This window comes from Burkholderia sp. B10 (assembly GCF_004368385.1).
GTDB classification, from domain to species: domain Bacteria; phylum Pseudomonadota; class Gammaproteobacteria; order Burkholderiales; family Burkholderiaceae; genus Burkholderia; species Burkholderia vietnamiensis.
Map to the genome: position 1 here is coordinate 14,306 of NZ_PQMX01000022.1, position 26,717 is coordinate 41,022.

The 26,717-nt window shown below is 69.4% G+C and carries 25 protein-coding genes; 14 read left to right on the forward strand and 11 right to left on the reverse strand.

The annotated features are described in order from the left end of the window. Positions 1-50 precede the first annotated feature (50 nt). The 13 genes from kdpF to C3Y15_RS13685 all read left to right on the forward strand — a co-directional run bounded on the left by kdpF (position 51) and on the right by C3Y15_RS13685 (position 14,913). A complete protein-coding gene (gene kdpF, locus C3Y15_RS13625; protein WP_006752209.1) occupies positions 51-143 on the forward strand; it encodes a K(+)-transporting ATPase subunit F in 93 nt (30 codons plus the stop codon). Continuing rightward, positions 140-1,945 carry a potassium-transporting ATPase subunit KdpA gene (kdpA, locus tag C3Y15_RS13630; protein ID WP_034194054.1) on the forward strand — a complete coding sequence of 602 codons (1,806 nt, stop codon included), beginning with the start codon at positions 140-142 and terminating at the stop codon, positions 1,943-1,945. The genes kdpF and kdpA overlap by 4 nt, the downstream gene beginning before the upstream one ends. A 52-nt stretch (positions 1,946-1,997) precedes the next feature. After that, the gene (gene kdpB / locus C3Y15_RS13635; RefSeq protein WP_059461280.1) at positions 1,998-4,082 is read left to right on the forward strand and encodes a potassium-transporting ATPase subunit KdpB; all 2,085 of its coding nucleotides are present in this window, start codon (positions 1,998-2,000) and stop codon (positions 4,080-4,082) included. A 25-nt stretch (positions 4,083-4,107) separates the two neighbouring features. Further along, complete coding sequence (gene kdpC / locus C3Y15_RS13640; protein ID WP_014723380.1) at positions 4,108-4,689, forward strand: potassium-transporting ATPase subunit KdpC; 582 nt, start codon at positions 4,108-4,110, stop codon at positions 4,687-4,689. A gap of 223 nt (positions 4,690-4,912) precedes the next feature. After that, positions 4,913-7,951, forward strand: a complete 3,039-nt coding sequence (locus tag C3Y15_RS13645) for a sensor histidine kinase KdpD (protein ID WP_124260093.1) — start codon at positions 4,913-4,915, stop codon at positions 7,949-7,951. Next, on the forward strand, positions 7,944-8,642 hold the full coding sequence (kdpE, locus tag C3Y15_RS13650) for a two-component system response regulator KdpE (protein ID WP_011885566.1): 699 nt from the start codon (positions 7,944-7,946) through the stop codon (positions 8,640-8,642). Before C3Y15_RS13645 ends, kdpE begins: the two co-directional genes overlap by 8 nt. 99 nt (positions 8,643-8,741) lie before the next feature. After that, on the forward strand, positions 8,742-9,020 hold the full coding sequence (locus tag C3Y15_RS13655) for a DUF333 domain-containing protein (RefSeq protein ID WP_045579438.1): 279 nt from the start codon (positions 8,742-8,744) through the stop codon (positions 9,018-9,020). 198 nt (positions 9,021-9,218) lie between these two features. Beyond that, entirely contained in the window at positions 9,219-9,539 is a 321-nt protein-coding gene (gene sugE, locus C3Y15_RS13660) for a quaternary ammonium compound efflux SMR transporter SugE (protein WP_011885564.1), read from the forward strand. Positions 9,540-9,764: 225 nt separating this feature from the next. Beyond that, on the forward strand, positions 9,765-10,382 hold the full coding sequence (locus C3Y15_RS13665) for a DUF4126 domain-containing protein (RefSeq protein WP_011885563.1): 618 nt from the start codon (positions 9,765-9,767) through the stop codon (positions 10,380-10,382). A 107-nt stretch (positions 10,383-10,489) separates the two neighbouring features. Then, positions 10,490-12,994, forward strand: a complete 2,505-nt coding sequence (locus tag C3Y15_RS13670) for an FtsX-like permease family protein (RefSeq protein ID WP_231129476.1) — start codon at positions 10,490-10,492, stop codon at positions 12,992-12,994. 42 nt (positions 12,995-13,036) lie between these two features. Beyond that, on the forward strand, positions 13,037-13,447 hold the full coding sequence (locus tag C3Y15_RS13675; RefSeq protein ID WP_011885561.1) for a group II truncated hemoglobin: 411 nt from the start codon (positions 13,037-13,039) through the stop codon (positions 13,445-13,447). Positions 13,448-13,549: 102 nt separating this feature from the next. Beyond that, positions 13,550-14,281 carry an alanyl-tRNA editing protein gene (locus C3Y15_RS13680; RefSeq protein WP_014723374.1) on the forward strand — a complete coding sequence of 244 codons (732 nt, stop codon included), beginning with the start codon at positions 13,550-13,552 and terminating at the stop codon, positions 14,279-14,281. After that, positions 14,278-14,913: a DUF924 family protein gene (locus C3Y15_RS13685; protein WP_046424365.1), complete on the forward strand. Its 636-nt coding sequence runs from the start codon at positions 14,278-14,280 to the stop codon at positions 14,911-14,913. Before C3Y15_RS13680 ends, C3Y15_RS13685 begins: the two co-directional genes overlap by 4 nt. Before the next feature lie 67 nt (positions 14,914-14,980). Here the strand turns inward: C3Y15_RS13685 and C3Y15_RS13690 are convergent, their stop codons facing one another. The 11 genes from C3Y15_RS13690 to C3Y15_RS13740 form a co-directional block, all read right to left on the reverse strand. Next, entirely contained in the window at positions 14,981-16,909 is a 1,929-nt protein-coding gene (locus tag C3Y15_RS13690) for a hypothetical protein (protein ID WP_059461288.1), read from the reverse strand. Positions 16,910-17,136: 227 nt separating this feature from the next. Further along, positions 17,137-17,898, reverse strand: coding sequence for an SDR family oxidoreductase (locus tag C3Y15_RS13695; RefSeq protein WP_034194084.1), 762 nt, complete (start codon positions 17,896-17,898; stop codon positions 17,137-17,139). Positions 17,899-17,955: 57 nt separating this feature from the next. After that, positions 17,956-18,537 (reverse strand): TIGR00730 family Rossman fold protein, encoded by a 582-nt coding sequence (locus C3Y15_RS13700; protein ID WP_034194062.1) that lies wholly within the window; start codon positions 18,535-18,537, stop codon positions 17,956-17,958. Continuing rightward, entirely contained in the window at positions 18,534-19,295 is a 762-nt protein-coding gene (locus tag C3Y15_RS13705) for a TetR/AcrR family transcriptional regulator (protein WP_014723369.1), read from the reverse strand. The genes C3Y15_RS13700 and C3Y15_RS13705 overlap by 4 nt, the downstream gene beginning before the upstream one ends. A 190-nt stretch (positions 19,296-19,485) precedes the next feature. Further along, the gene (locus C3Y15_RS13710) at positions 19,486-20,022 is read right to left on the reverse strand and encodes a diacylglycerol kinase (protein WP_011885554.1); all 537 of its coding nucleotides are present in this window, start codon (positions 20,020-20,022) and stop codon (positions 19,486-19,488) included. Then, entirely contained in the window at positions 20,019-21,053 is a 1,035-nt protein-coding gene (locus C3Y15_RS13715; RefSeq protein WP_011885553.1) for a glycosyltransferase family 1 protein, read from the reverse strand. The genes C3Y15_RS13710 and C3Y15_RS13715 overlap by 4 nt, the downstream gene beginning before the upstream one ends. A 29-nt stretch (positions 21,054-21,082) precedes the next feature. Continuing rightward, complete coding sequence (locus tag C3Y15_RS13720) at positions 21,083-22,021, reverse strand: UDP-2,3-diacylglucosamine diphosphatase (protein WP_011885552.1); 939 nt, start codon at positions 22,019-22,021, stop codon at positions 21,083-21,085. Positions 22,022-22,314: 293 nt separating this feature from the next. After that, positions 22,315-22,827 carry an RDD family protein gene (locus C3Y15_RS13725; protein ID WP_041493867.1) on the reverse strand — a complete coding sequence of 171 codons (513 nt, stop codon included), beginning with the start codon at positions 22,825-22,827 and terminating at the stop codon, positions 22,315-22,317. Positions 22,828-22,833: 6 nt separating this feature from the next. Then, positions 22,834-23,580 (reverse strand): DUF3106 domain-containing protein, encoded by a 747-nt coding sequence (locus tag C3Y15_RS13730; RefSeq protein WP_011885550.1) that lies wholly within the window; start codon positions 23,578-23,580, stop codon positions 22,834-22,836. Positions 23,581-23,607: 27 nt separating this feature from the next. Further along, complete coding sequence (locus C3Y15_RS13735; protein ID WP_011885549.1) at positions 23,608-24,033, reverse strand: DUF3619 family protein; 426 nt, start codon at positions 24,031-24,033, stop codon at positions 23,608-23,610. After that, positions 24,030-24,593 (reverse strand): RNA polymerase sigma factor, encoded by a 564-nt coding sequence (locus C3Y15_RS13740; protein ID WP_011885548.1) that lies wholly within the window; start codon positions 24,591-24,593, stop codon positions 24,030-24,032. Before C3Y15_RS13740 ends, C3Y15_RS13735 begins: the two co-directional genes overlap by 4 nt. Before the next feature lie 352 nt (positions 24,594-24,945). Between C3Y15_RS13740 and C3Y15_RS13745 the strand changes: the two genes are divergently transcribed. After that, on the forward strand, positions 24,946-26,709 hold the full coding sequence (locus C3Y15_RS13745; protein ID WP_014723366.1) for an acetolactate synthase 3 catalytic subunit: 1,764 nt from the start codon (positions 24,946-24,948) through the stop codon (positions 26,707-26,709). The last annotated feature ends 8 nt before the right edge of the window (positions 26,710-26,717 follow it).

Here is a 26,717-nt window from a genome sequence, read left to right on the forward strand (position 1 = left end):
TTGCTTGCCGGTTGCGAGAAGCTCGCGCAATCCGGCCGCGGGGGACGCGCATGACCTGGATGCTTTGGCTCGCGGGCGCCTCGACGGCCCTGCTGTTCGCGTATCTCGTGTTCGCGCTGCTGCGCGCGGAGGACATCGAATGAACGCGAACGACGTGTTTCAGATCGCGCTGTTCATCGTCGTGCTGCTCGCGGCCGCGGTGCCGGTCGCGCGTTACCTGACGGGCGTGATGGACGGCAGCTCGCGCGTGGTGCGCGTGTTCGGGCCGCTCGAGCGCGCGCTGTACCGCATCGCCGGCGTCGATGCGGGCACCGAGATGAACTGGAAGCAGTACGCGCTCGCGACGATCGCGTTCAACGCGCTCGGCGCGCTGTTCCTGTACGGGCTGCTGCGGCTGCAGGGCGTCCTGCCCGGCAATCCGCAGCAGTTCGGCGCGATGACGGCCGACGGCGCGTTCAACACCGCGGTCAGCTTCGTCACCAACACCAACTGGCAGGACTACACGCCCGAGCAGACCGTCAGCTATCTGACGCAGATGCTCGGCATGACCGTGCAGAACTTCCTGTCGGCCGCGACCGGGATCGTCGTCGTGATCGCGCTGATCCGCGGCTTCGCGCGCCATACGGCGCAGACGATCGGCAACTTCTGGGTCGACCTCACGCGCGTGACGCTGTACGTGCTCGTGCCGATGGCCGCGCTGGTCGCCGCGCTGCTGATGAGCCAGGGCGTGATCCAGAACATGAAGGCGTACCAGGACGTGCCGGTGCTGCAGGCGAGCACCTATGCGGCGCCGAAGCTCGACGCGCAGGGCAACGCGGTGAAGGACGACCACGGCAATCCGGTCACGGTGCCGACTCCGCTCGTCAAGCAGACGCTCGCGATGGGACCGGTCGCGTCGCAGGAAGCGATCAAGATGCTCGGCACCAACGGCGGCGGCTTCTTCAACGCGAACTCCGCGCATCCGTACGAGAACCCGACGCCGTTCGCGAACTTCGTGCAGATCTTCTCGATCCTGATCATCCCGGCCGCGCTGGCGCTGGTGTTCGGCCACATGATCGGCGATCGCCGGCAGGGTGTCGCGGTGCTCGCGGCGATGACGGTCGCGTTCGCGATCGCGCTCGGCGTCGAGGTGAGCGCCGAGCAGGCCGGCAATCCGACGCTCGCGGCGCTGCACGTCGACCAGCAGGCGAGCGCGCTGCAGCCGGGCGGCAACATGGAAGGCAAGGAGACGCGCTTCGGCATCGCGCAGACGGGCATCTTCACGGTCGCGACCACCGCCGCGTCGTGCGGGGCGGTCGACACGATGCACGATTCGCTGACGCCGCTCGGCGGCCTCGTGCCGATGCTGCTGATGCAGCTCGGCGAGGTGATCTACGGCGGCGTCGGCTCCGGCCTTTACGGGATGCTCGTGTTCGCGCTGCTGGCGGTGTTCGTCGCGGGCCTGATGATCGGCCGCACGCCCGAATACGTTGGCAAGAAGATCGAGTCGTATGAGATGAAGATGGTGTCGATCGTCGTGCTGCTCACGCCGCTGCTCGTGCTGGTCGGCACGTCGATTGCGGTGCTCGCCGACGCCGGCCGGGCCGGCATCGCGAACCCCGGCCCGCACGGCTTCTCGGAGATCCTGTACGCGTTCAGCTCGGCGGCGAACAACAACGGCAGCGCGTTCGCGGGCCTGACGGTCGGCACGCCGTTCTACAACTGGACGACCGCGATCGCGATGTGGTTCGGGCGCTTCGGCACGATCGTGCCGGTGCTGGCGATCGCCGGCTCGCTCGCCGCGAAGAAGCGCATCGCCGCGACGAGCGGCACGCTGCCCACGCACGGGCCGCTGTTCGTCGTGCTGCTGCTCGGCACCGTGCTGCTGGTGGGCGCGCTGACCTACGTGCCGGCGCTCGCGCTCGGGCCTGGCGTCGAGCACCTGATGATGTGGCTGGGCGCGTGACGCGCGCGCATCGCGACACGTTGACAAGACTGAAGAGATTGAAGAGATCGCCATGACTCAACATTCCGCAACACGGTCCATGTTCGATCCGGCGCTGCTGCGCCCGGCGATCGTGGATTCGTTCAAGAAGCTCACGCCGCGCACGCAGCTGCGCAATCCGGTGATGTTCTGCGTGTACGTCGGCAGCATCCTGACGACCATCCTGTGGATCGCGGCGCTCGCCGGCCAGGCCGAGGCGCCCGCGGGCTTCATCCTCGCGATCGCGCTGTGGCTGTGGTTCACGGTGCTGTTCGCGAACTTCGCCGAAGCGCTCGCGGAAGGGCGCTCGAAGGCGCAGGCCGCGTCGCTGCGCAGCGCGAAGAAGGACGTGATGGCCAAGAAGCTGAACGAGCCGCATCCGAAGTCGCCGATCCGCATCACGACCGCCTCGGACCTGCGCAAGGGCGACGTCGTGCTGGTCGAGACCGGCGACGTGATTCCGGCCGACGGCGACGTGGTGGACGGCGTCGCGTCGGTCGACGAATCGGCGATCACCGGCGAGTCCGCGCCGGTGATCCGCGAGTCCGGCGGAGATTTCTCGTCGGTGACGGGCGGCACGCGCGTGCTGTCCGACTGGATCGTCGTGAAGGTCACCGCGAACCCCGGCGAGGCGTTCCTCGACCGGATGATCGCGATGGTCGAGGGCGCGAAGCGCAAGAAGACGCCGAACGAGGTCGCGCTGACGATCCTGCTGGTCGCATTGACGATCGTGATGCTGCTCGCGACCGCGACGCTGCTGCCGTTCTCGATGTTCTCGGTCGAGGCGATGAAGTCCGGCCACGTGGTGACGATCACGGTGCTCGTCGCGCTGCTGGTGTGCCTGATTCCGACCACGATCGGCGGGCTGCTGTCCGCGATCGGCGTCGCGGGCATGAGCCGGATGATGCAGGCGAACGTGATCGCGACGTCGGGCCGCGCGGTGGAAGCGGCCGGCGACGTCGACGTGCTGCTGCTCGACAAGACCGGCACGATCACGCTCGGCAACCGTCAGGCGTCGGCGTTCGTGCCGGCGCCGGGCGTGACCGAGGAAGCGCTGGCCGACGCCGCGCAGCTGTCGTCGCTCGCCGACGAAACGCCGGAAGGCCGCAGCATCGTGGTGCTCGCGAAGGAGCGCTTCAACATCCGCCAGCGCGATCTCGCGCAGCTGCAGGCGACGTTCCTCGGCTTCTCCGCGCAGACGCGGATGAGCGGCGTCGATCTGCCCGGCCGCGAAATCCGCAAGGGCGCCGCCGATGCGATCCGCCGCTACGTCGAGCTGCACGGCAGCCGCTTTCCGGACGACGTGCGCCGCGCGGTCGACGAGGTCGCGCGCCGCGGCAGCACGCCGCTCGTGGTCGCGGAGCTGCACGACGGCGCCGCGCGCGTGCTCGGCGTGATCGAGCTGAAGGACATCGTGAAGGGCGGCATCAAGGAGCGCTTCGCGGAGCTGCGCAAGATGGGCATCAAGACGGTGATGGTGACCGGCGACAACCGGCTGACGGCCGCGGCGATCGCGGCGGAGGCGGGCGTCGACGATTTCCTCGCGGAAGCCACGCCGGAAACCAAGCTCGCGACGATCCGCGAACACCAGGCGGCCGGGCGCCTCGTCGCGATGACCGGCGACGGCACCAACGACGCGCCGGCGCTCGCGCAGGCCGACGTGGCGGTCGCGATGAACACCGGCACGCAGGCGGCGAAGGAGGCCGGCAACATGGTCGACCTCGACTCGAACCCGACCAAGCTGATCGAGATCGTCGAGATCGGCAAGCAGATGCTGATGACGCGCGGCTCGCTGACGACCTTCTCGATCGCGAACGACATCGCGAAGTACTTCGCGATCATCCCGGCCGCGTTCGTCACCACCTACCCGCAGCTGCGCGTGCTCGACATCATGCATTTGACGTCGCCGGCGTCGGCGATCCTGTCGGCGGTGATCTTCAATGCGCTGATCATCGTCGCGCTGATCCCTCTCGCGCTGAAGGGCGTCGCCTACCGGCCGCTCGGCGCCGCGACGCTGCTGCGCCGCAACCTGCTGGTGTACGGGCTGGGCGGCGTGCTGCTGCCGTTCCCGTTCATCAAGCTGATCGACCTGACGCTCGCCGCGCTCGGCTGGGCCTGAGCGCACCGGATTCGAAGGAACCCTCATGAAAACGTTGATTCGCCCGCTGGTCGTGATCTTTGCCGTGCTGACCGTCGTGACGGGCATGGCCTATCCGGCCGTGATGACCGCGTTCGGTCAGGCCGTGTTTCCGGCGCAGGCCGACGGCAGCCTGATCGAGCGCGACGGCCGGGCCGTCGGCTCCGCGCTGATCGGCCAGCCGTTCGATGCGCCGCGCTACTTCTGGGGCCGCTTGTCGGCCACCGCGCCGATGCCGTACAACGCGGCCGGCTCCGGCGGCTCGAACCTCGGGCCGCTCAATCCGTCGCTCGCCGAGCAGGTGAAGGCGCGCATCGCCGCGCTGCGCGACGCGGGCACCGATTTGTCGAAGCCGGTGCCGGTCGACCTCGTGACGGCGTCCGCGAGCGGTCTGGACCCCGACATCACGCCGGCCGCGGCCGCGTACCAGATCGAGCGCGTCGCCAAGGCGCGCAAGCTGACGGCCGACGCGGTCGCGCAGCTCGTCGCCGCGAACACGACGGGCCGCCAGTTCGGCGTGCTCGGCGAGCCGCGCGTGAACGTGCTGAAGCTGAACCTCGCGCTCGACGCGGCGCAGGGCGGGCATTGAGCCGGGCGGGCGCGCTGGGCGTGGCTTGCGGCGAGGTGAGTCGGAAGCTACGTCAATCGCAAGCCGCCCGCCACAGGCCGCAAGCCGCGCGCGCCGTGAGCCGCCAAGCCGCAAGCCGGTCTCGCCCTGAACGACGGCGCGTGCGCCGTCTTTGCCTTTTGCGGCGATTTGGAACAACAATGCCGGTACTCGCGCGCAGTCCGGCGCTTCGCCTTCCTCCCGGATGAACCGTCCCGATCCCGACCAACTCCTCGACAAGCTGCAGCGAGATGCGGCAAAGCAGCGGCGCGGCCAGCTCAAGGTCTTCTTCGGCGCGTCTGCCGGCGTCGGCAAGACCTACGCGATGCTGCAGGCCGCGCGTCAGCGCAAGCAGGACGGCGTCGACGTCGTCGTCGGCATCGTCGAGACGCACGGCCGCAGCGAAACCGCCGCGCTGCTCGACGGGCTCGACGTGCTGCCGCTCGCCCATATCGAGTATCGCGGCCGCACGCTCGCCGAATTCGATCTCGACGGGGCGCTCGCGCGTGCGCCGCAGCTGATTCTCGTCGACGAGCTCGCGCATTCGAACGTGCAGGGCGCACGCCATCTGAAACGCTGGCAGGACGTCCACGAGCTGCTCGATGCGGGCATCGACGTCTACACGACCGTCAACGTCCAGCATCTCGAGAGCTTGAACGACGTGGTGGGCGCGATCACCGGCATTCGCGTGTGGGAGACGGTGCCCGACCGTGTGTTCGACGCGGCCGACGAGGTCACGCTGGTGGACCTGCCCGCAGAGGAACTGCTCGAGCGGATGCGCGACGGCAAGGTGTATCTCGCGCAGCAGGCCGAGCGTGCGGTGCGCAACTTCTTCCGCAAGGGCAACCTGATCGCGCTGCGCGAGCTCGCGCTGCGGCGCACGGCCGACCGCGTCGACGCGCAGATGCGCGAGTACCGTGCCGATCGCTCGATCCAGCGCATCTGGCAGGCGCGCGAGCGGCTGCTCGTGTGCATCGGGCCGGGGCCGGAGGCGCCGACGCTGGTGCGCGCCGCCGCGCGGCTCGCCGCGAGCCTGAAGGCCGACTGGATCGCCGTGTACGTCGAGACGCCGCGGCTGCAGCGGCTGCCCGACGCGCGCCGGCAGCGCACGCTCGATGCGCTGAAGCTCGCGGCCGAGCTCGGCGCGGAGACGGCCACGCTCGCGGGCGACGACGCGGTCGCCGCGCTGATCGGCTATGCGAAGGTGCGCAACGTGTCGAAGATCGTCGCGGGCGGTTCGCCGAAGGTCGGCGTCGTGCGGCGCTTCGCGCGGCCGTTCGGCGAGCAGCTCGCCGAGCGCGCGGGCGACGTCGATCTGATGCTGATACGCGCGTCGGCGAGCGACGAGGTGCGCGCGGCGCCGCTCGACGCGCGCGCGCGCGACTGGCGCGACGCGTTCGCGCAGTTCGGCACGCGGCGCTCGCCGCCGCGCCACTACCTGTACGCGGCCGCGATCTGCGCGGCGATCACCGGCTTGGCGAGCGTCGTGTCGGGGCGGCTCGACCTGACCAACCTCGTGATGCTGTACCTGCTCGGCGTCGTGTTCTCGGCCGTGCGGCTCGGGCGCGGGCCGGGCGTGCTGCAGTCGTTCCTGTCGGTCGCGGCGTTCGACTTCTTCTTCGTGCCGCCGCGCATGTCGTTCTCGGTCAGCGACACGCAATACCTGCTGACCTTCTTCGGCATGCTGCTCACGTCGCTCGTGATCAGCCATCTGACGTCGACGCTCACGCGTCAGGCGAGCATCGCGCAGCGCCGCGAGCGGCGCACCGGCGCGATCTATGCGATGGCGCGCGAGCTGGGCGCCGCGCTGACGACCGAGCAGATCGTCGAGATCGGCAGCCGCCACGTGAGCGAGGTGTTTCGCGCGCGCGTCGCGTTCCTGCTGCCCGACAGCGCCGACCAGGTGCGCCAGAAGATCGAGGACCCGGACGCCGCCGTCACGCTGACGGGCGCCGAGCTCGACAGCGACGTCGGGCAATGGGTGTACGACCAGCAGAAGCCGGCCGGCCGCGGCACCGACACGCTGCCCGCGACGGCCGCGCTGTATTTGCCGCTGAAGGCGCCGATGCGCACGCGCGGCGTGCTGGCGGTCGTGTCGCGCGAGCCGCACGAGCTGGAGGTGCCCGAGCAGCAGCGGATGCTCGATGCGTTCGCCGCGCAGATCGCGCTCGCGCTCGAACGCGTGCATTACGTCGAGATCGCGCGCGATGCGCTCGTCAACATGGAGTCCGAGCGGCTGAGGAACTCGCTGTTGTCGGCGATCTCGCACGACCTGCGCACGCCGCTCACCACCATTGTCGGCTTCTCGTCGATGCTCGCGAACGGGCGCGCGGCGGCGGAGGGGGCGGCCGCGTCGACCGCGTCGCTTGCATCGCCGGCGTCGTCTGCGTCGGCAGAGTCGTCCGCTTCGCCGGCGTCATCAGCGACGTCAGCGACGTCAGCGACGTCAGCGACACCAGCGACACCAGCGACACCAGCGACACCAGCGACACCAGCGACACCGACGACACCCGCGCCACCCGCACCCCTCGACGCCGCCGCTGCCCAGCGCTTGGCGCAGCGCGAACGCGAGCTCGTCGACGCGATCCACGACGAGGCGCTGCGGATGACGGGCATCGTCACGAACCTGCTCGACATGGCGCGGCTGCAGGCTGGCAGCCTGCAGATCAAGCGTCAGTGGTCGCTGCTCGAGGAAACCGTCGGCGCGGCGCTCGCCGCGTGCAAGCGCGTGCTCGCGCGGCATCCCGCGCGCGTGTCGCTGCCGGCCGACCTGCCGCTGCTGCAGATGGATGCGGTGCTGATGGAGCGGCTGTTCACGAACCTGTTCGAGAACGCCGCGAAATACACGCCGGCCGACGCGCCGATCGAGATCGGCGCCGAGCGCGTGAGCGACGACGGCCAGCCGTTCGTGCGCGTGTACGTCGACGATCACGGCCCCGGTCTGCCGCACGGGATGGAGACGCGCATCTTCGACAAGTTCACGCGCGGCGAGAAGGAATCGGCGACGCCGGGCATCGGGCTCGGCCTCGCGATCTGCCGCGCGATCGTCGAAGCGCACGGCGGTAAAATCGGCGCGCTCAACCGCACCGCGCCCGACGGACGCGTGACGGGCGCGCGCTTCTGGTTCACGCTGCCGGTCGACACGCCGCCGGCGGTGCCGGCCCCACCCGATGACGACATCGACGACGACATCGACGCGCCCGGCGCATCGTTCCCCTCCGAGCCCTTGCCTGACCATGACTGAACCGAGCCTGACCGTCGTCCTGATCGAGGACGAGAAACAGATCCGCCGCTTCGTGCGCGCCGCGCTCGAAGAGGACGGCATCGCCGTATTCGACGCGGAGACGGGCAAGCAGGGGCTGATCGACGCGGCGACGCGCAAGCCCGATCTCGTGATCGTCGACCTCGGGCTGCCCGACACCGACGGCCTCGACGTGATCCGCGAGCTGCGCGGCTGGTCGGAGGTTCCGGTGATCGTCCTGTCCGCGCGCACGCAGGAAGACGAAAAGGTCGCCGCGCTCGACGCCGGCGCCGACGACTACCTGACCAAACCGTTCGGCGTATCGGAGCTGCGCGCGCGCATCCGTGCGCAACTGCGTCGGCGCAACCAGGGCGGCGCGAGCGAATCGCCGAAGGTCGCCTTCGGCGGCGTGAGCGTCGATCTCGCGCTGCGCCAGGTGTGGCGCGACGGCGAGATCGTGCATCTGACGCCGCTCGAATACCGGCTGCTCGCGACGCTGGTGCGGCATGCGGGGCGCGTGCTCACGCACCGCCAGCTGCTGCGCGACGTGTGGGGGCCGTCGCACGTCGAAAGCCATCACTATCTGCGCATCTACATGGCGCACCTGCGCCAGAAGCTCGAACGCGATCCCGCCCAGCCCGAGCACATCGTGACCGAGACGGGGGTCGGCTACCGGCTCGTCGGCGTCGCGTGATGCGCGGTGCGTGATGCGTGACGCAGCGAGCGGTGCCGCACACACGGCCCGATTCCCCGTTATGCTGAGCGCTGCATGAACGAAACCGAGGAGGGTGCCATGTCCGTCCGTCTGGTCGTCATCTGTGCGCTGGCGCTCGTCGGGCCCAGCGCGTTCGCGCAGCCGCTGCCGCCCGGGCAGGCGGCGGCGCAGCCGGTGCTCGCGAACCCCGCGACCGTCAATTGCGAGAAGCTCGGCGGCCGGCACGTGGTGCGCACGCTACCGCGCGGGCAGGTCGGGATGTGCGTGTTCAAGGACGGGCGCGTGTGCGACGAATGGGCGCTGTACCGCGACGACCGCTGCGTCGGCGACGCCGGCGCAGCGCGCGTCTCGAACTGAGCGCTCGGCCGCTGCGGCGAACTGGGCTGTGGTGTGGCCGCCGGCGTTCATCGGCTACACCTGGCCCAGCTCGGTCCCGACCGGTTCCCGCGGGTCGGGCAGTCCGCGCCGCCGTTGCTATACTCGGCGCCGCCCGGGGACGGCCCCGGGCCGTTCGCTTCAACGGGGACGACCCCATCCGATCCGGAGTACGTCGAGATGGCGTGGGTATTGCTGTTGATTGCCGGTTTGCTCGAAGTGGCGTGGGCGGCCGGCATGAAATCGTCCGAGGGCTTCACGAAGCTCGGACCGTCGGTGTTTACGATCGTGACGGCGCTGGCGAGCTTCGCGCTGCTCGCGATCGCGATGCGCCAGCTGCCGCTCGGCACCGCGTATGCGGTGTGGACGGGCATCGGCGCGGTCGGGGCGTTCGCGTTCGGCATCGTGATGCTGGGCGAGGCGCTGACGGTGGCGCGCGTGGCGAGCGCGGCGCTGATCGTGCTCGGGCTGGTCGGCCTGAAGCTGTCATCGGGCGCTTGACGCCCCTGATGCCCGTGACGCCGGCAGGCACGTCCCCATGCGCCTGCGCCACCCTGTGGAATTGCGCGGCGCTGCCGATAGCCTGTCTATAATGGAACGCATTCGGGCCTGAATGCCGGTGCGCCGTTCGCGGCCGGCGGCACCGGTCGCCACGCGCCGCGCGGCCGTCACACCGACTCGATCCGATCAATCGGCAAAGCGCACGCAACGTGCAAGGAGAGGCCCATGATCGAAGCCATTTCGCTCGGCGCGGGGCTCGCGTGGGCGAGCGGGCTGCGCCTTTATCTGACGGTCCTGATTGCCGGTGTGCTCGCGCGGGCCGGCTGGCTCCATCTGCCAGACACGCTCGCGGTGCTGACGTCGCCGTGGGTGATCGGCGCGGCCGGCGTGCTCGCGGTCACCGAATTCCTTGCCGACAAGATCCCCGCGTTCGATTCGCTGTGGGACGCCGTCCATACCTTCATCCGCATTCCGGCCGGCGCGGTGCTCGCCGCCGGCGCGCTCGGCCATGCCGATCCGACCGTGCTCGCGATCGCCGGGCTGGCCGGCGGCTCGCTCGCCGGCGCCGCGCACGTCGCCAAGGCCGGCACGCGCGCGCTGATCAACCTGTCTCCGGAGCCGATCTCGAACTGGGTCGCGTCGTCCACCGAGGACGGGCTCGTGTTCGGCGGCCTCGCGCTCGCATTCTTCGTGCCGCTCGCGTTCCTGGTGCTGCTGGCGGCGTTCATCGCGGCGTCCGCGTGGGCGCTGCCGCGTCTGTGGCGCGGCGTGTCGGGCGGGTTCCGCGGCATGGCCTACCACATGGTGTCGCGGCTCAATTCGATTGGAGGCAAGCGCGATTGAAGCCGCGCGCCTCGCTCGAACGTCAGCACGCTGACCCGTCGCCGGCCGGGCGGCCCGCGCATGCCGGCCGCTTCGGCTGGCGCGACCTGGTGCGCCAGGCCGCGCGGATGACCGCGCGCGACTGGCGCGCGGGCGAACTCACGTTGCTCGTGCTGGCGCTGGTGCTCGCGGTCGCCGCGCTGACGAGCGTCGGTTTTCTCGCAGACCGGCTGCGCCAGGGGCTCGAGCGCGACGCGCGACAGATGCTCGGCGCCGATTTCGTCGTGCGCGCCGATCATCCGGTCGATCCGTCGTTCGCGCGCGACGCACACGCGCTCGGCCTGCGCACCGCGACGACGGCCATCTTCCCGAGCATGATCGCGGCGGCCGCCGCGCCCCGGCCGGGCGACGCGGCGCCCGCGCGCCTCGCGGCCGTGAAGGCGGTGTCGGCAGGCTACCCGCTGCGCGGCGCGGTCGAGATCGTGCCGGCCGGCGCGTCCGCCGCGCGCCAGACGACCGACATCCCCGCGCCCGGCACCGTGTGGGCCGATCCGGCGCTGCTCGACGCGCTGCATCTGAAGGCCGGCGACACCGTGCGCGTCGGGCTGCGCACGTTCACGGTCGCCGCGTCGATTTCCCGCGAGCTCGATCGTGGCTTCTCGTTCGTCAATTTCTCGCCGCGGCTGATGATGCGCGCGGACGAACTCGCGGCGACGGGCCTCACGGGCTACGGCAGCCGTGTGATGTACCGGTTGCTGGTCGCCGGCGACGCGCGTGCCGTCGCGCGCTTCGAAGCGGATGCGCACGGACGCGTCGACGGCGGCAAGCTGCGCGGCGTCGGGCTCGAATCGCTGCAGGAAGGGCAGCCGCAGGTGCGGCAGACGCTCGATCGCGCCCGCCATTTCCTGACGCTGGTCGCGCTGCTCACCGCGCTGCTGGCCGCGGTCGCGATCGCGATGGCCGCGCAGCGCTACATGCGGCGTCATCTCGACGGCTGCGCGACGATGCGCTGCCTCGGCGTGAGCCGGCGCACGCTAGGCGCGCTGTTCGCGCTCGAATTCGCGGGGCTCGGCATCGTGTCGGGCGTGGCGGGCGCGGTGCTCGGCTACGGCGGCCACTGGGCGCTGCTCGGCGCGCTCGGCGGCCTGATCGAGGTGGCGCTCCCGCCGCCGACGCTGCAGCCCGCGCTGATCGGCATCGGCGCGGCGCTCGTGCTGCTGCTCGGCTTCGCGCTGCCGCCGCTCGCGCCGCTCACGCGCGTGCCGCCGGTGCGGGTGCTGCGGCGCGACTGGGGCGACGCGTCGCGCATCGCGTGGGCCGCGTATGCGGTCGGCGTCGTATTGTTCGCGGGGCTGCTGATCGTCGCGGCCGGCAACCTGAAGCTCGGGCTGATCGTCGCGGGCGGCTTCGTCGGCGCGCTGGTCGGCTTCGCGCTGATCGCGCGGCTCGTGCTGTACGCGGCCGCGCGCGCGGTGCGCAACGCGCGCGTGGCGGCGGGCGTCGGCTGGCGTTATGCGCTCGCGTCGCTGCATCGGCGCGGCACGGCCAGCGCGCTGCAGATCACCGCGCTCGCGCTGGGCCTGATGTGCCTGCTGCTGATCGCGATCACGCGCAACGACCTCGTGGCCGGCTGGCGGCAATCGACGCCGCCCGATGCGCCGAACCAGTTCCTGATCGACATCCAGCCGGACCAGCGCGCCGACGTCGCCGCGTGGCTCGCCGCGCACGGCGTGCGCGACGCGGTGCCGGCGCCGATGGTGCGCGGCCGGCTCGTCGCGATCAACGGCAAGCCGGTGAACCCCGACGCCTACCAGTCCGACGACGCGCGCCGGCTGGTCGATCGCGAATTCAACCTGTCGTATACGACCGAGCTGCCGGCCGACAATCGGGTCGTCGCCGGCGACTGGTTCGGCAGGTCGGCCGCGCCGCAGATCTCGATCGAGGCCGGCCTCGCGAAGACGCTGAACGTGAAGATGGGCGACACGCTGCGCTTCGACGTGACCGGGCTGACGGTCGATGCGCCGATCACCAGCGTGCGCAAGCTCGACTGGGGTTCGTTCCGCGTCAACTTCTTCGTGCTGATGCCGCCGCCGGTGCTGAAGGATTTCCCGGCCGTCTATCTGACGAGCTTCCATCTGCCGGCCGCGCAGGCGTCGTTGCTCGATCCGCTGATCGCGCGCTATCCGAACCTGACGGCGATCGACGTCGCGCCGATCCTCGCGCAGCTGGAGCGGATGATGCTGCAGGTGGTCGGCGCGGTGCAGTTCCTGTTTGCGTTCACGCTCGCGGCGGGCGTGCTGGTGTTGTACACGGCGCTCGCCGGCTCGCGCGACGAGCGCGTGCACGAGGCCGCGCTGCTGCGCGCGCTCGGTGCGTCGCGCGCGCAGGTTCGCGCGGTGCAGCGCGCGGAATTCGTGGTCGTGGGCGCACTGGCGGGCGCGCTCGCGTCGGCGGGCGCGATCGCGGTCGGCTGGGTGCTCGCCGCGCGCGTGTTCGACTTTCGGCTCGCGGTCGATCCGTGGCTCGTGCCGGCCGGCATCGCCGCCGGCATCGCGTGCGCCGCTGCAGCGGGCTGGCTGAGCCTGCATAATGTGTTGCGGCGCCCTGCGCTGCAGTCGCTGCGCGACGCGTGAGCGTCGCCGGCGGCCCCGATCATCCCGTTTCCGACTATTCGTATGACCGATGTGAATGACGAAGCGCCGTCGCAGCCGACGGCGTTCGAACTCGTGGGCGGCGAAGCCCGCGTGCGCGAAATGGTGGACCGCTTCTACGATCTGATGGACCTCGAGCCGGAATTCGCCGAGCTTCGCGCGCTGCATCCGACCTCGCTCGACGGCTCGCGCGACAAGCTGTTCTGGTTCCTGTGCGGCTGGCTCGGCGGTCCCGACCACTACATCAGCCGGTTCGGCCACCCGCGCCTGCGCGCGCGCCATCTGCCGTACCCGATCGCATCGGACGGCCGCGACCAGTGGCTGCGCTGCATGGCTTGGGCGATGGAGGACATCGGCTTGCCCGAGCCGCTGCGCGTGCGCCTCATGCACTCGTTCTACGAAACGGCCGACTGGATGCGCAACCGGCCCGGTTGATCGACCGGTACGCCGCAGCGGCGCGCGCGCACGAGGTGGATCTGGGCGCGCGCCGGATGCGGCGCGACACTGGCCGTCTCCCCATTGCTGCGAGGCTGCTCGATGACGACCCACGCGCTGTTCCGTGAAGACGCCTACCTGACACGATGCGAGGCCGTCGTCGCTGCCGTCGGCGACGACGGCATCCGGCTCGACCGCACCGTGTTCTATCCGCTCGGCGGCGGCCAGGCCGGCGACGCCGGGACGCTCACGCTGCCCGACGGCGGCACGATCGCGATCGCCGACACGCACAAGGCGCGCTTCGACGGCGCCACGCCCGACGACGCCGTGCACGTGCCGGCGCCCGGCCAGGAGGCGCGCATCGCCGCGCTGCGGCCCGGCGCGCGCGTGGTGGCCGACATCGACTGGGCGCGCCGCTACCGGCACATGCGGCTGCACACGGCCGCGCACCTGATGTGCGCGGTGCTGCCGTATCCGGTCGACGGCTGCAGCGTGACGGCCGACTACGTGCGGCTCGATTTCGCGACGTCGGACGCGATCGAGCGCGCCGACGTCGAACAGCGGCTCGCGGCGCTGGTGCACGGCGCGCATGCGGTCACGACCGAATGGATCACCGACGCCGAAATGGCCGAGCGCCCCGAACTCGTCCGCACGATGAGCGTGAAGCCGCCGATGGGGCTCGGCCGCGTGCGCTTGCTGCGCATCGAAGGCGTCGATCTGCAGCCGTGCGGCGGCACGCACGTGCGCAACACGGCGGAAATCGGCGCGCTGCGGGTCACGAAGCTCGAGAAGAAGAGTGCGCGGACACGGCGCGTGGTGCTGGCGTTCGCATGACCTTCGACGGCCCCACCGATCGCACGGATCGCGCCGATCCCGCCGCGAGGCTCGATCCGCAAGCGCGCGAGATACTGGATTTCTGGTTCGGCGCGCCGGGTTCTGCGACGTTCGGCCGCGCGCGCAAGATCTGGTTCAACGGCGGCGCGGCATTCGACGATCTGCTGCGCACGCGCTACGGCGCGCTGCACGATGCCGCGTGCGACGGCGCCTGCGATCACTGGGCCGGTACGCCGCTCGGCGCGCTGGCGCTGATCGTCGTGCTCGACCAGTTCTCGCGCAACATCCTTCGCGGCACGCCGCGCGCATTCGCCGCCGATCCTCAGGCGCTGGCGCTCGCGCGGCGCGTCGTCGCGGCCGGCTGGGACGCGCAACTGCCGAGCGGCCATCATCGCGCGTTCGTTTATCTGCCGTTCGAGCACGACGAATCGGAGCACAGCCAGCGCGAGGCCGTGCGGCTCTGCGCGGGCATTCGCGACGAGGCCGGTTGCCGCGGCTATCACGACCACGCGTTGCGCCATGCGGCGGTGATCCGGCGCTTCGGCCGCTTTCCGCACCGCAACGCGATCCTCGGCCGTGTTTCGAGCGACGAAGAAGTCGCGTTCCTGCGCGAGCGCGGCGCGTCGTTTTGACGCGTGAAGCCGGGTTCACGCCGTTCGCGGAGCCGGCCGCGTCAGGCGGCCGCGCCGCGTACGGCGCTCACTGCAGCGCGTGCTGGTCGGGCGTGCGCACGTAGACGCGCAGCAGTTCTTCGTTGTCGCCCGGGCGCGCGCCGGTCCAGAACAGCTTCCATTCGCTGCCCGGCGCCGGATCGACGGCCCGCACGCCCTGGACGATCATCCACGTGCAGCGCGTCGTCGTCGCGTCGTCGATCGGCATGTGGCGGATCCCGGAGAAGTAGTACAGCATCGGCGCTTCCGATTCGCCGAGCCCGTGCAGGCTCGCCATGCAGTCGCCGTCGTTCCATTCGAGCGCTAGATGCGCGTTCAGGTCTTCGAACACCGACCGGTAGCTTTTCGCGACGTCCAGCCACGGCAGCAGCAGCGTATACACGAGCCCCCATGCGACCAGCGCGCCCGCGCCCCACGACAGCGCGCCGCGCCACGGGCCGGTCGTGCGCAGCTTCGGCAGCAGCCACAGCCAGCCCACCGTCAGCGCGAGCGCGCCGATCACGAATCCCGGCACGAGCGGCATCGTCCAGTCGAGCGGCAGCCAGCGGCCGAGCACCGCGACGCCGGCGCGCGACGCGTTCGGATCGGCCATCACCGCCCAGATCGCCCACGCGAGCATGACGACCGTGCCGAACAGCGCGCGGCTCAGGTAATCCCAGGCGAGATGCAGCGCGCGCGGCAGACGCTCGATCGCCTGCGCGGCGACCAGCGCGAGCGGCGCGAAGAACGGCAGGATGTAGAGCTGGCGGGACGTGGCGGACACCTGCAGCACGGCCAGCCCGATGCCGGCGAACAGCACGGGCAGCGCAATGCGCGGCGTGCGCCATTCGCGCCACGCGCCGCGGGCGAGCGCGGCGATCGCGAGCGGCGCGACCGGGAAGCCGAGCAGCACGAACGCACGCAGAATGAAGAACGGCTTGTCGTTTTCCGCGCCGAGCTCGGGCACGGAGAAGCCGAAGAAGCGGCCGACGTTGTTGTCCCAGAACCACGTCATGAACAGCGTTTCGGAGCGCAGGAACAGCGCGATCGGCCAGATCAGCGCGAATGGGGCGAACACGAGCGCCGCGAGCCCGAGCGAGCTCGCGAACGCGCGCGTGCGGCACGCGGGGTAGAGCGCCATCGCGGCCACGAGCGTCGCCGCGAACACCAGCGGCACGAACAGTCCCTTCGACATCAGTGCGATACCGACGCCGGCGCCGAACAGCGGCGCAGCCCAGGGGCCGGACGGCCGCACCGGCAGCCCGTGCTGCAATTGGCGCCCGCGCGCGACGTGCTGCATCACCAGTTCGAGCAGTCCGCAAAAGCCCATCGCGGTGCCGGCGAACAGCGCGACGTCGGTCATCATGTCGTGCACGTGCTTGACGACGACGAGCGTGCCCGCGCTGAGCACCACGGGGCCGAGCACGCGCAGGTCGAGCCAGCGCTCGGCGCGGCTCGCGCTGCGCGCCGCGCGCGCGATGAAGCCGAACGCCAGCGCGGCGAACAGCGCGCTCGCGAGGCGCGCCGCATCGTGCAGCGGCATCACGCGCTGCAGCAACCATGCGAGGCTGGTCGCGACCGCCGCGTAGAGCGGCGGCTTCTCCATGAAGGGCTGGCCGGCGTTGGTCGGCACGACGAAGTCGCCGGTCTCCAGCATGTGCTGGATGATGCCGAACGTATAGGTTTCGTCCTGCTTCCACGGATCGTGGCCCACTATGCCGGGCAGCAGGTACGCAGCCGCCAGTGCCGCGACCAGCAGCCACGCGCGCCAGGCCAGCCGCAGCGCGCGGTCGCGGGGCGCGTCGGCGACGCTCACGGCCACCGTCACGGCCGCAGCCGCGGCCGCGGCTGCCGCCCCGGACGGCGAGCCGGCGGTATGAAGCGTCGTATCGAGGTCGGGATCGGCGGCCGATCGGGTGTGGTGTGCCGAGGCGGGCACGGGCGTGCGTCGCCGGCCGGGCGCTGCGGTTCCTGGCATGGAAAAGATCTCGGTCTGGTGAAGCCGGGCCGGCGACATTGGCCGGGCCGTTTTGGCTTGCATCGACGCGACCTGGCAGCCGGATGGCCGGTTGCGTCGCTGGGCGCTAGTAGACCACGGAACTGTTACGAATGTTTACTGGGAGCGCCACGATATTGTGGAGATTTGTGGTGTTGTGACCACCGGGCGAGTCGGGCGGCGGCCGGGGCGGCCGCCCTGGGGCCGGATCAGCGGCCGCCGCCGACGTCCAGTAGCGCGCCGGTCGTGTACGACGCCGCGTCGCTGATGAGCCACACGATCGCTTCGGCGATCTCATGCGCTTCGCCCGCGCGGCCGAGCGGCGTCTGCGCGCCGAGCCGGGCCGCGCGGTCGGGCTGGCCGCCGCTCGCATGGATCTCGGTCTCGATCAGGCCGGGGCGCACCGCGTTGACCCGCACACCATGCGGACCCAGTTCCTTCGCGAGGCCGATCGTCAGCGCATCGACCGCCCCTTTCGAGCCGGCATAGTCGACGTACTCGTTCGGCGAGCCGAGCCGCGACGCGATCGACGACACGTTGACGATCGCGCCGCCGCGCCCGCCGCGGTCGGTGGACAGTCGGCGCGCGGCTTCGCGCGCGCACAGATACGCGCCGAGCACGTTGGTATCGAACATGCGCCGCAAGCGGTCGACCGACATGTCGGCGAGCGGCATCGACGGCGCGACGATGCCTGCGTTGTTGACCAGCGCGTCGAGGCGGCCGAACGCGGTCGCGACGGCGTCGAACATCGCGATGACGTCCGCTTCGTTCGACACGTCGCCCGCGACCACGCACGCGCGGCCGCCGGCGTCGCGCACGGCTCGTGCGGTCAGTTCGGCGGCCGCCGCGTCGCGCGTGTAGTTGATGCCGACGTCCCAGCCGCGCGCCGCCGCGAGCACGGCGCTCGCGCGGCCGATGCCGCGGCTCGCGCCGGTGATGAGAACGGTCTTGCGGTCGGACGGCGAGGGCATCATCTGCGGACTCGGGTGAGTGCTCGGGCGGCCGAGCGTTGGAGCGTTGTCGGCGCGTTATTTGGCGGCGTCGGGCGCCCACTTGTCGCGCGCGGGCGGCTGGTAGCGGCGTAGCTGCTCGATCAGCGCGACCGGTTCGGCGCCGATGCACAGGGTGTCGAAATAGGTCGGCCGCATGAAGCCTTCGTCGACCGTATGGCGCAGCATCGCGATCAGCGGGTCGTAGAACGAATCGATGTTGTACAGCGCGACCGGCTTGCGGTGATAGCCGAGTTGCGCCCAGGTGTAGACCTCGAACAGCTCCTCGAGCGTGCCGGCGCCGCCGGGCATCGCGACGAATGCGTCGGCGAGATCGGCCATCATCTTCTTCCGGTGATGCATGTCCGGGACGACGTGCAGCTCGGACAGCCCCGTATGGCCGACTTCCTTGTCGACCAGCAGTTCGGGAATCACGCCGACCGCACGGCCGCCGGCCGCCATCACTTCGTCGGCGATCGTGCCCATCAGGCCGACGCGCCCGCCGCCGTAGACGAGCGTGAGGTCCGCCGCGACGAGCGCACGGCCGAACGCGCGCGCGGCGTCCGCATAGACGGGCCGCACGCCGGACGACGAGCCGCAATACACGCAGACAGCCTTCATTGCTTCACGTCCTTCGCGGCCGGCTTCGTGGCGGCGGCGGCGCTGCTGCCGGCGGCGCGCGGCGACCCGTCGCGCGGCGGCAGGTAGTCGGTGAACTCGCGCTTGGGCAGCTTGCCGGACACCAGATCGTCGAACAGCTGACGCGAGCGGCCGCGCAGGTACGGGGCCATGATCGAGATCACGTGCATGCTGACCTGGTGCAGCTCTTCGCGGATCGCGTCCTGGTCGTTGTACTTGCGCGGATGCATCACGTACTGATACGACAGCCAGTACGTCGAGATCACGGCCATGTTGGTGGCGATGACTTCGATTTCGGCAGGCGTCGCGACCATCTCGGCGTCGGACACGAGCAGCTCGCACATGTCGTGCGCGAAGCGCACCTTGTGGCTGATGATCTGCTTGAAGTGGGTTTCGAGCGTGCGATTGCGCGCGAGCAGGTCGTTGAGGTCGCGATACAGGAACCGGTAGGTCCACATGAAATCGGCCATGTACTGCAGGTACGACCAGGTCTCGTCGATGGTGGGACGGTGATCTTCGGGAAAGCGCAGCCGCCGTTCGATCTGCTGCTCGAACTGCGCGAAGATGCTGTTGATGATGTCGTCCTTGTTGCGGAAATGGTAGTACAGGTTGCCTGGACTGATTTCCATTTCCTCGGCGATCGTCGTGGTCGTGACGTTCGGCTCGCCGATCTCGTTGAAGAGTTTCAACGACAACTCGAGAATCCGTTCGCGGGTGCGGCGGGGAGGTTTCGCTTCCATGTCGTCCGGCCCTTTGTATGCCGGACTGGCGGGCGCTGCAATCGATGCTGCGAGATTCGTCCGGCGCGGGTTGCTGTTCTAAGTCTGGCGGACGATTATAAACCGCTGTTTCCCCGCGTCGCGCGCATTTCGTCATCGCAATGCGCGCGACGCATGGTGCGCCGCCGCACCGGCGCGCCGGCGTGTTCGGCTAGAAGCCCAGCCAGCCCGCCACCACCGGCCCCAGCACGAAGCCCCAGGTCGTCACGCAGGCGAACAGCGCGATCGTCACGGCCGCACTGCCGAAGTCCTTGGCGCGTTTGGACAGCTCGTGGCGCTCGAGCGAGATGCGGTCGATCGCGGCCTCGACGCTCGAATTCAGCAGTTCGACGATCAGCACCAGCAGCACCGACGCAATCAGCAGCGCGCGCGATGCGGCCGGCACCGGTGCGAACGCGCCGGCCGGCAGCATCACCGCGGCGAGCGTGAGCTCCTGCCGGAACGCGCTCTCCTCGCGGATCGCGACGCGCAGGCCGTTCAGCGAATGACGCAGCGCGTACCACGCGCGCGTGATGCCGCGATGGCGCTTGTACGGGTTCGGCGGCAGCGGCGCGAGGCCGTCGTCGGGGCCGAGCGGCTCGGACGCGTGCGCGTCGGTGTCGGCGTGCGGCTCTTCTTCGTCGAACGGGCGATGCGTGGGTGCCGTTGCGGCAGTCGGTGAGGTGTGGTCGTTCAGGTCTCGTTTCAAATGGCAGCACCTTCGGCGGGCGAGTACGCAGTCTTCGGCAGCGGCTGCAGATGCGACGCGAACTGCTCGGACGCCGCGCGCCACGAGAAGCGCTCGGCCCACGCGCGCGCGGTGTCGCGTTCGATCTTCAGCGCCTCGAGGCAGGCTTCCTGCAGGTCCTCGTGCATCGCGCCCGCATTGCCGCCGCCGAGCACGTCGATCGGGCCGGTGACGGGGTACGCGGCAACCGGCGTGCCGCACGCGAGCGCCTCGAGCAGCACGAGGCCGAACGTGTCGGTGCGACTCGGGAACACGAACACGTCGGCCGCAGCATACACCTTCGCGAGCTCGGCTTGCGACAGGACGCCGAGATAGTTCGCTTCCGGGTAGCGCGATTTCAGCTCCGCGAGCGCCGGGCCTTCGCCCGCGACCCACTTCGAGCCCGGCAGATCGAGACGCAGGAACGCCTCGACGTTCTTCTCGATCGCGACGCGCCCGACGTACAGGAAGATCGGCCGCGCCGTGTTGAGCACCTTCGAGTCCATCGGCCGGAAGATGTCGAGGTCGACGCCGCGGGTCCACAGCACGACGTTCGTGAAGCCGAACTTCTCGAGATCCTGCTTCACGACCGGCGTCGGCGCCATCACCGCGCGCGACGGCGCGTGGAACCAATGCAGGAAGCGGTAGGTCGCCGCCAGCGGGATGCCGAAGCGCGCCTGCACGTATTCGGGAAAGCGCGTGTGATACGCGGTCGTGAACGGCAGCTTGCGCGCGCGCGCGTAGCGGCGCGCGGCGAGACCGAGCGGGCCTTCGGTCGCGATGTGCAGCGCATCGGGCGCGAACGCGTCGATCCGCGCGCGCAGCTTGCGGTACGGCAGGATCGACAGACGGATCTCCGGGTAGGTCGGGCAGGGCACCGTACGGAATTCGAGCGGCGTCAGCATCTCGACCCGATGGCCGAGCGCGGCGAGCTCGCGCGACGTGCTCTTGAGCGTGCGTACGACGCCGTTGACCTGCGGTTCCCACGCGTCGGTGACGAGCATGATCTTCATCGCGGCTGTGTCCTGTAAGTTGGGTTGTGTCAGGCGGCCGCCTTGGCCTTGCGCGACGGGGCTGCGGACGGTGCGGCGCGCATCGCCGTCCAGTAGACGACCTTCAGTTCGCCCTCCGTCGTCTCGACGAGCGCGGACAGGCTTTCGACCCAGTCGCCGTCGTTGCAGTACAGGACGCCGTCGATGTCGCGGATTTCGGCCTTGTGGATGTGTCCGCACACGACGCCGTCGCAGCCGCGGCGGCGCGCTTCGTCGGTCATCACGTTCTCGAACTTCGAGATGAAATTGACGGCGTTCTTCACCTGGTGCTTCAGGTACTGCGACAGCGACCAGTATTGGAAGCCGAGCCGGCTGCGGATCCGGTTGAACCACCGGTTCAGCACGAGGATCAGCGTGTACAGCGTGTCGCCGAGGTACGCGAGCCACTTCGCGTGCTGGATCACGCCGTCGAACAGGTCGCCGTGCACGATCCACAAACGTTTGCCTGCGAGCGTCGTGTGGAACGCTTCGCCGCGCACCTGGATGTCGCCGAACGCGAGATCGCAGAACTGCCGCGCGCCTTCGTCGTGATTGCCGGGGATGTAGACGACCTGCGTGCCCTTGCGCGCCTTGCGCAGGATCTTCTGCACGACGTCGTTGTGCGCCTGCGGCCAGTACCAGCCCTTCTTCAGCTGCCAGCCGTCGATGATGTCGCCGACCAGGTACAGGTATTCCGAATCGTTGTGGCGCAGGAAGTCGAGCAGGTACGGCGCCTGGCAGCCGCTCGAGCCGAGGTGGATGTCCGACAGCCAGATCGTGCGGTAGCGATGCATCGACGATTCGGAATCGTCGTGCTGCGTCGCGTGCGCAGCGGGCGGCTCATGCGGCGACAGCGCGCCGGCCGCGGCGGCGCCGGACAGGAAGGCGGTGGCGGCGCGGGCGCCGATCGGTTGACGGAACAGTGAGGTCGCGGACGTTTTCTGGCCCATGCATGACTCGCGCCGGTTGACATTACCGGCATTGCGCCACGCGGGCGTGACCATGCCATGACAGTCACGAGACGTTCTTATTACTGTCGTGATTGCTTGTTTAGTCGGGGGTGGGGTGGTGTTGCGTGATCGGGCGCCCGGTTTGGGGTGCTGGCTCGCGGGTGGCGGGACGGCCGGGCGTTTGCGGAGACCGCGTGCGGTTTCGTCAGCGGAATGTGAAGCCGGCCGCTAGCGGCGACGGAGCAGCGGGGAAGCAAAGCAGGCCGAGGAAGCGGCCCGAGCAGCTCAGCGCATCAACGCGAAACCGCGACGACGCGCGTGCGCGCGAGTCGATCGTGCGGAAATTGCCGCCCCGCGTGCAGACGGGCGGCGCCGGCCCAGGCCGCGATCCACGCGGCCGCGAGCGCGAGCGTGACGGGCACCGACAGCCCGAGCAACGGATGCAGCGCGAGCGGCGGCAGGAACCACAGCCAGGCGAGCGCATAGCGCACGAGCGCGTGACCGGCGGTCAGCGGCTGGCCGTTCGACGATTCGAGCCGCAGCCGCCAGGTCTTCATCGGCAACGTCTGACCGCCGTGGGTCCAGAACCACAGGAAGTACGCGCCGACCACGAGCGCGATCCACGCGGCGAGCAGGTTGTGATGGACGAGGCCGTTGCGCTGTTGCAGCACGACGCTGAAGGCGAGCGCGGCGAAGAACACCACGCCGAACAGCAGGACGGCTTCATACAGCATCGCGGCGAGGCGCCGGCGCACGGATGGCACGGCGTCGCTCGAGTCTTGGGTGGCTGCGGGAGCGCTCGCCACGGCAGTTCAGGAACCCTTGAACAGTGACGGGGCGTCGACGGGCGACACCGGCGTGGCGGCCGGTGGTGCGCCGGAGGTGGCCGAGGCGGCGGGCGGCACGCCCGCGCCGGCCGAAGCGGGTACCGCGGCGGCCGGGTTGCTGGCCGGATGCTCGCGCGCATGCACGAGGCGGCGCACGTCGCGGTCCGCGCCGGTCGGCGGCGCGCTGACGACGCTCGGCCGGCGCCGGCGTTCGGTCGCGGCGAGCCGCTCCTTCTGTTCCTCGGGCAATTGCTGATAGGCCTTCCACGCGCGTTCGCGCGCCTGCGCGGACAGTTCCTTCGCGCTCTGATAGTTCTCGCGCGCGACGCGTCGCTGCTCGGGCGTCATGTGCGCCCATTCGGCCATTCGCTCCTGCAGCTGTTTCTGCGCTTCGGGTGTCAACTTCGCGAAACGTGACGCGATCCTCAGCCATTTTCGCTTGCGAGCGTCGCTGAAGCCGTCCCACTGATCGGCAAACGGCGCGAGCGCCGCGCGCTGGGCCGCGCTCAGGCGCGCCCACGACAGCGGGCCGTTGGCGGCCGGCAGCGGAAGCGGAAGTGGCGCGAGATCGGCGGTTAGCCCGACGGCGGAGGAGGTCGGCGCGGGCGCACTGGTGGCCGCGGGCGAGACCGCCGCGGGCGGCGGGTTGAATCGGGAGTAGGTGGCGACGTACGAAACGGCGATCGCGATCACGCATCCGAAAAATACGGCCAGGCCGCGTTTCTGACTCACCCGTGCGATCCCCTCGTTTATTGTCTGTTAGCGTGCGCGCGAAAGATACGCGTTGAACCCGTGATCGAGATACGCGTTGAGCGGCAGGTCATCGCTGAGCATCGCCGCGTCAATGTCGGCGAGTTCTGCGGTGCGCTGCATGTCTTCCCAGTAAGCAATGCCGACGAGTCCCGCGAGCAGCAGGGCGAGCGGCCACGCGCGCAGCAGCCGACGCGCGAACGACGCGCGCGGGCGGCTCGCGGGCGGCGTGCCGTAGGCACCGGCCGCACCGGCGAAGGCCGGCACGAACACCGGCGCGCTGGCCGCTTCCGGCTTCTTGCGCGCGAGCGCGGCGCGGCGCGCGGCGGCCAGGCGATCGGTGGTCGCGGCAGGCAGCGCCGCGGCACGTTCGTCCAGCGCGCGGCGAACCTTCAGCGCGAATTCGTGTTCTCGATTTACGGGGGCGGAGCTCATAGCGTGATTCCTTTGGCCTTGAGCGCGTGCGCCAGCGTGTGGGTGGCTCGCGAGCAGTGCGTCTTGACGCTGCCTTCGGAGCACCCCATTGCGGCGGCAGTCTCGGCGACATCCATATCTTCCCAATAACGCATCAGGAACGCTTCCCGTTGACGCGTCGGGAGTTTCTGGATTTCCTCGTCGATGAGGGCCAGGACCTGCTCGCGCTCGAGGCGGTGCTCGGTGCTTTCGACTCCTGCATTGTCGTCCGCGGATTCGAGCGTTTCCAGCGGATCGAAGTCTTCGTCGTCGCCGCTGTTGAGCGACGAGAACAGCGTGACCCACGTATTGCGGACTTTCTGCCGGCGGAACCAGTCGTGGATCGCGTTCTGCAGGATCCGCTGGAACAACAGCGGCAACTCGGCCGCCGGCCGGTCGCCGTATTTCTCCGCCAGCTTGATCATCGCGTCCTGCACGATGTCGAGCGACGCATCGTCGTCGCGCACGGCGTACGCAGCCTGCTTGAACGCGCGCCTTTCGACGCCCGCCAGAAAGTCGGCGAGTTCCTTGTCTGATGCCATTCCGTAAAGGTATGCGCTGCGGACTGCGGCGTGTGAAAGGTCGAAAAATTTCGTAAAACCCGCGGATGCTAACAAATTTTCGCGCGGCTTGGCACCGGTTGCGGCGCGGCACGTTGCGCGCGAGCACCGGGCACGGGCCGGCGGCCGCGGCGATTGATGCGGCGCGGGATATTTTGCTTGACGACCCTTTCGCGACCGGATATCGTCAGCGATTCGCAACATGAAGTGATGGTCTCATTTGAGGCTGGCCCATGAAGCCCGCCCTTCAAACTAGACGCGCCGCTTGAACCCGAGCCACAAGCCCGGCAGAGAGCACCCGATCAATTTTTTGCCGAAAATTCGAAAGGTCAAAATGAACATGCCCAGCGCGGAATTCTCCACGTCGGAACCCCTTTCCCCTCCCGATAGCGACTCCATCGGCGCCACCGTGCTCATGAAGGCACTGGCCGACGAAAAGGTCGAATTCATCTGGGGTTATCCCGGCGGCTCGGTACTCTACATCTACGACGAGCTCTACAAGCAGGACAAGATTCAGCATGTGCTGGTGCGCCACGAACAGGCGGCCGTGCACGCAGCCGATGCGTATGCGCGTTCCACCGGCAACGTCGGCGTCTGTCTCGTCACGTCCGGCCCCGGCGTCACCAATGCGGTGACCGGCATCGCGACGGCCTACATGGATTCGATCCCGATGGTCGTGATCAGCGGCCAGGTGCCGACTGCCGCGATCGGTCAGGACGCGTTCCAGGAGTGCGATACGGTCGGCATCACGCGTCCGTGCGTGAAGCACAACTTCCTCGTGAAGGACGTGCGCGACCTCGCCGAGACGGTCAAGAAGGCGTTCTACATCGCCCGCACCGGCCGTCCGGGCCCCGTGCTGATCGACATCCCGAAAGACATCTCCAAGACGCCGTGCCCGTACGAGCCGGTCAAGAGCGTGTCGCTGCGCTCGTACAACCCGGTCACGAAGGGGCATTCGGGCCAGATCCGCAAGGCCGTGTCGCTGCTGCTGTCCGCGAAGCGTCCGTATATCTACACGGGCGGCGGCATCATCCTCGCCGATGCGTCGCGCGAGCTGAACCAGTTCGCCGACCTGCTCGGCTACCCGGTCACGAACACGCTGATGGGCCTCGGCGGCTATCGCGCGTCGGACAAGAAATTCCTCGGCATGCTCGGCATGCACGGCACGTACGAAGCGAACATGGCGATGCAGCACTGCGACGTGCTGATCGCGATCGGTGCGCGCTTCGACGACCGCGTGATCGGCGACCCGGCGCACTTCGCGTCGCGTCCGCGCAAGATCATCCACATCGACATCGATCCGTCGTCCATTTCCAAGCGCGTGAAGGTCGACATTCCGATCGTCGGCGACGTGAAGGAAGTGCTGAAGGAACTGATCGAGCAGCTGCAGACGGCCGAGCATGGCCCCGACACCGAAGCGCTCGCGCAGTGGTGGAAGGACATCGAAGGCTGGCGCGGCAAGAACTGCCTGAAGTTCGACCGCGAAAGCGAGATCATCAAGCCGCAGTACGTGGTCGAGAAGGCGTGGGAGCTGACGGACGGCAACGCGTTCGTGTGCTCGGACGTCGGCCAGCACCAGATGTGGGCCGCGCAGTTCTACCGTTTCAACAAGCCGCGTCGCTGGATCAACTCCGGCGGCCTCGGCACGATGGGCTTCGGCCTGCCGGCAGCGATGGGCGTCAAGATGGCGCACCCGGACGACGACGTGCTGTGCATCACGGGCGAAGGCTCGATCCAGATGTGCATCCAGGAACTGTCGACCTGCCTGCAGTACGACACGCCCGTGAAGATCATTTCGCTGAACAACCGCTATCTCGGCATGGTCCGCCAGTGGCAGCAGATCGAATACAGCAAGCGCTATTCGCATTCGTACATGGATGCGCTGCCCGACTTCGTGAAGCTCGCCGAGGCGTACGGCCATGTCGGCATGCGGATCGAAAAGACTTCGGATGTGGAGCCGGCGCTGAAGGAGGCGCTGCGCCTGAAGGACCGCACCGTGTTTCTCGACTTCCAGACCGATCCGACCGAAAACGTCTGGCCGATGGTACAGGCCGGCAAGGGCATCACCGAGATGCTACTCGGCTCGGAAGACCTGTAACGGCGCGA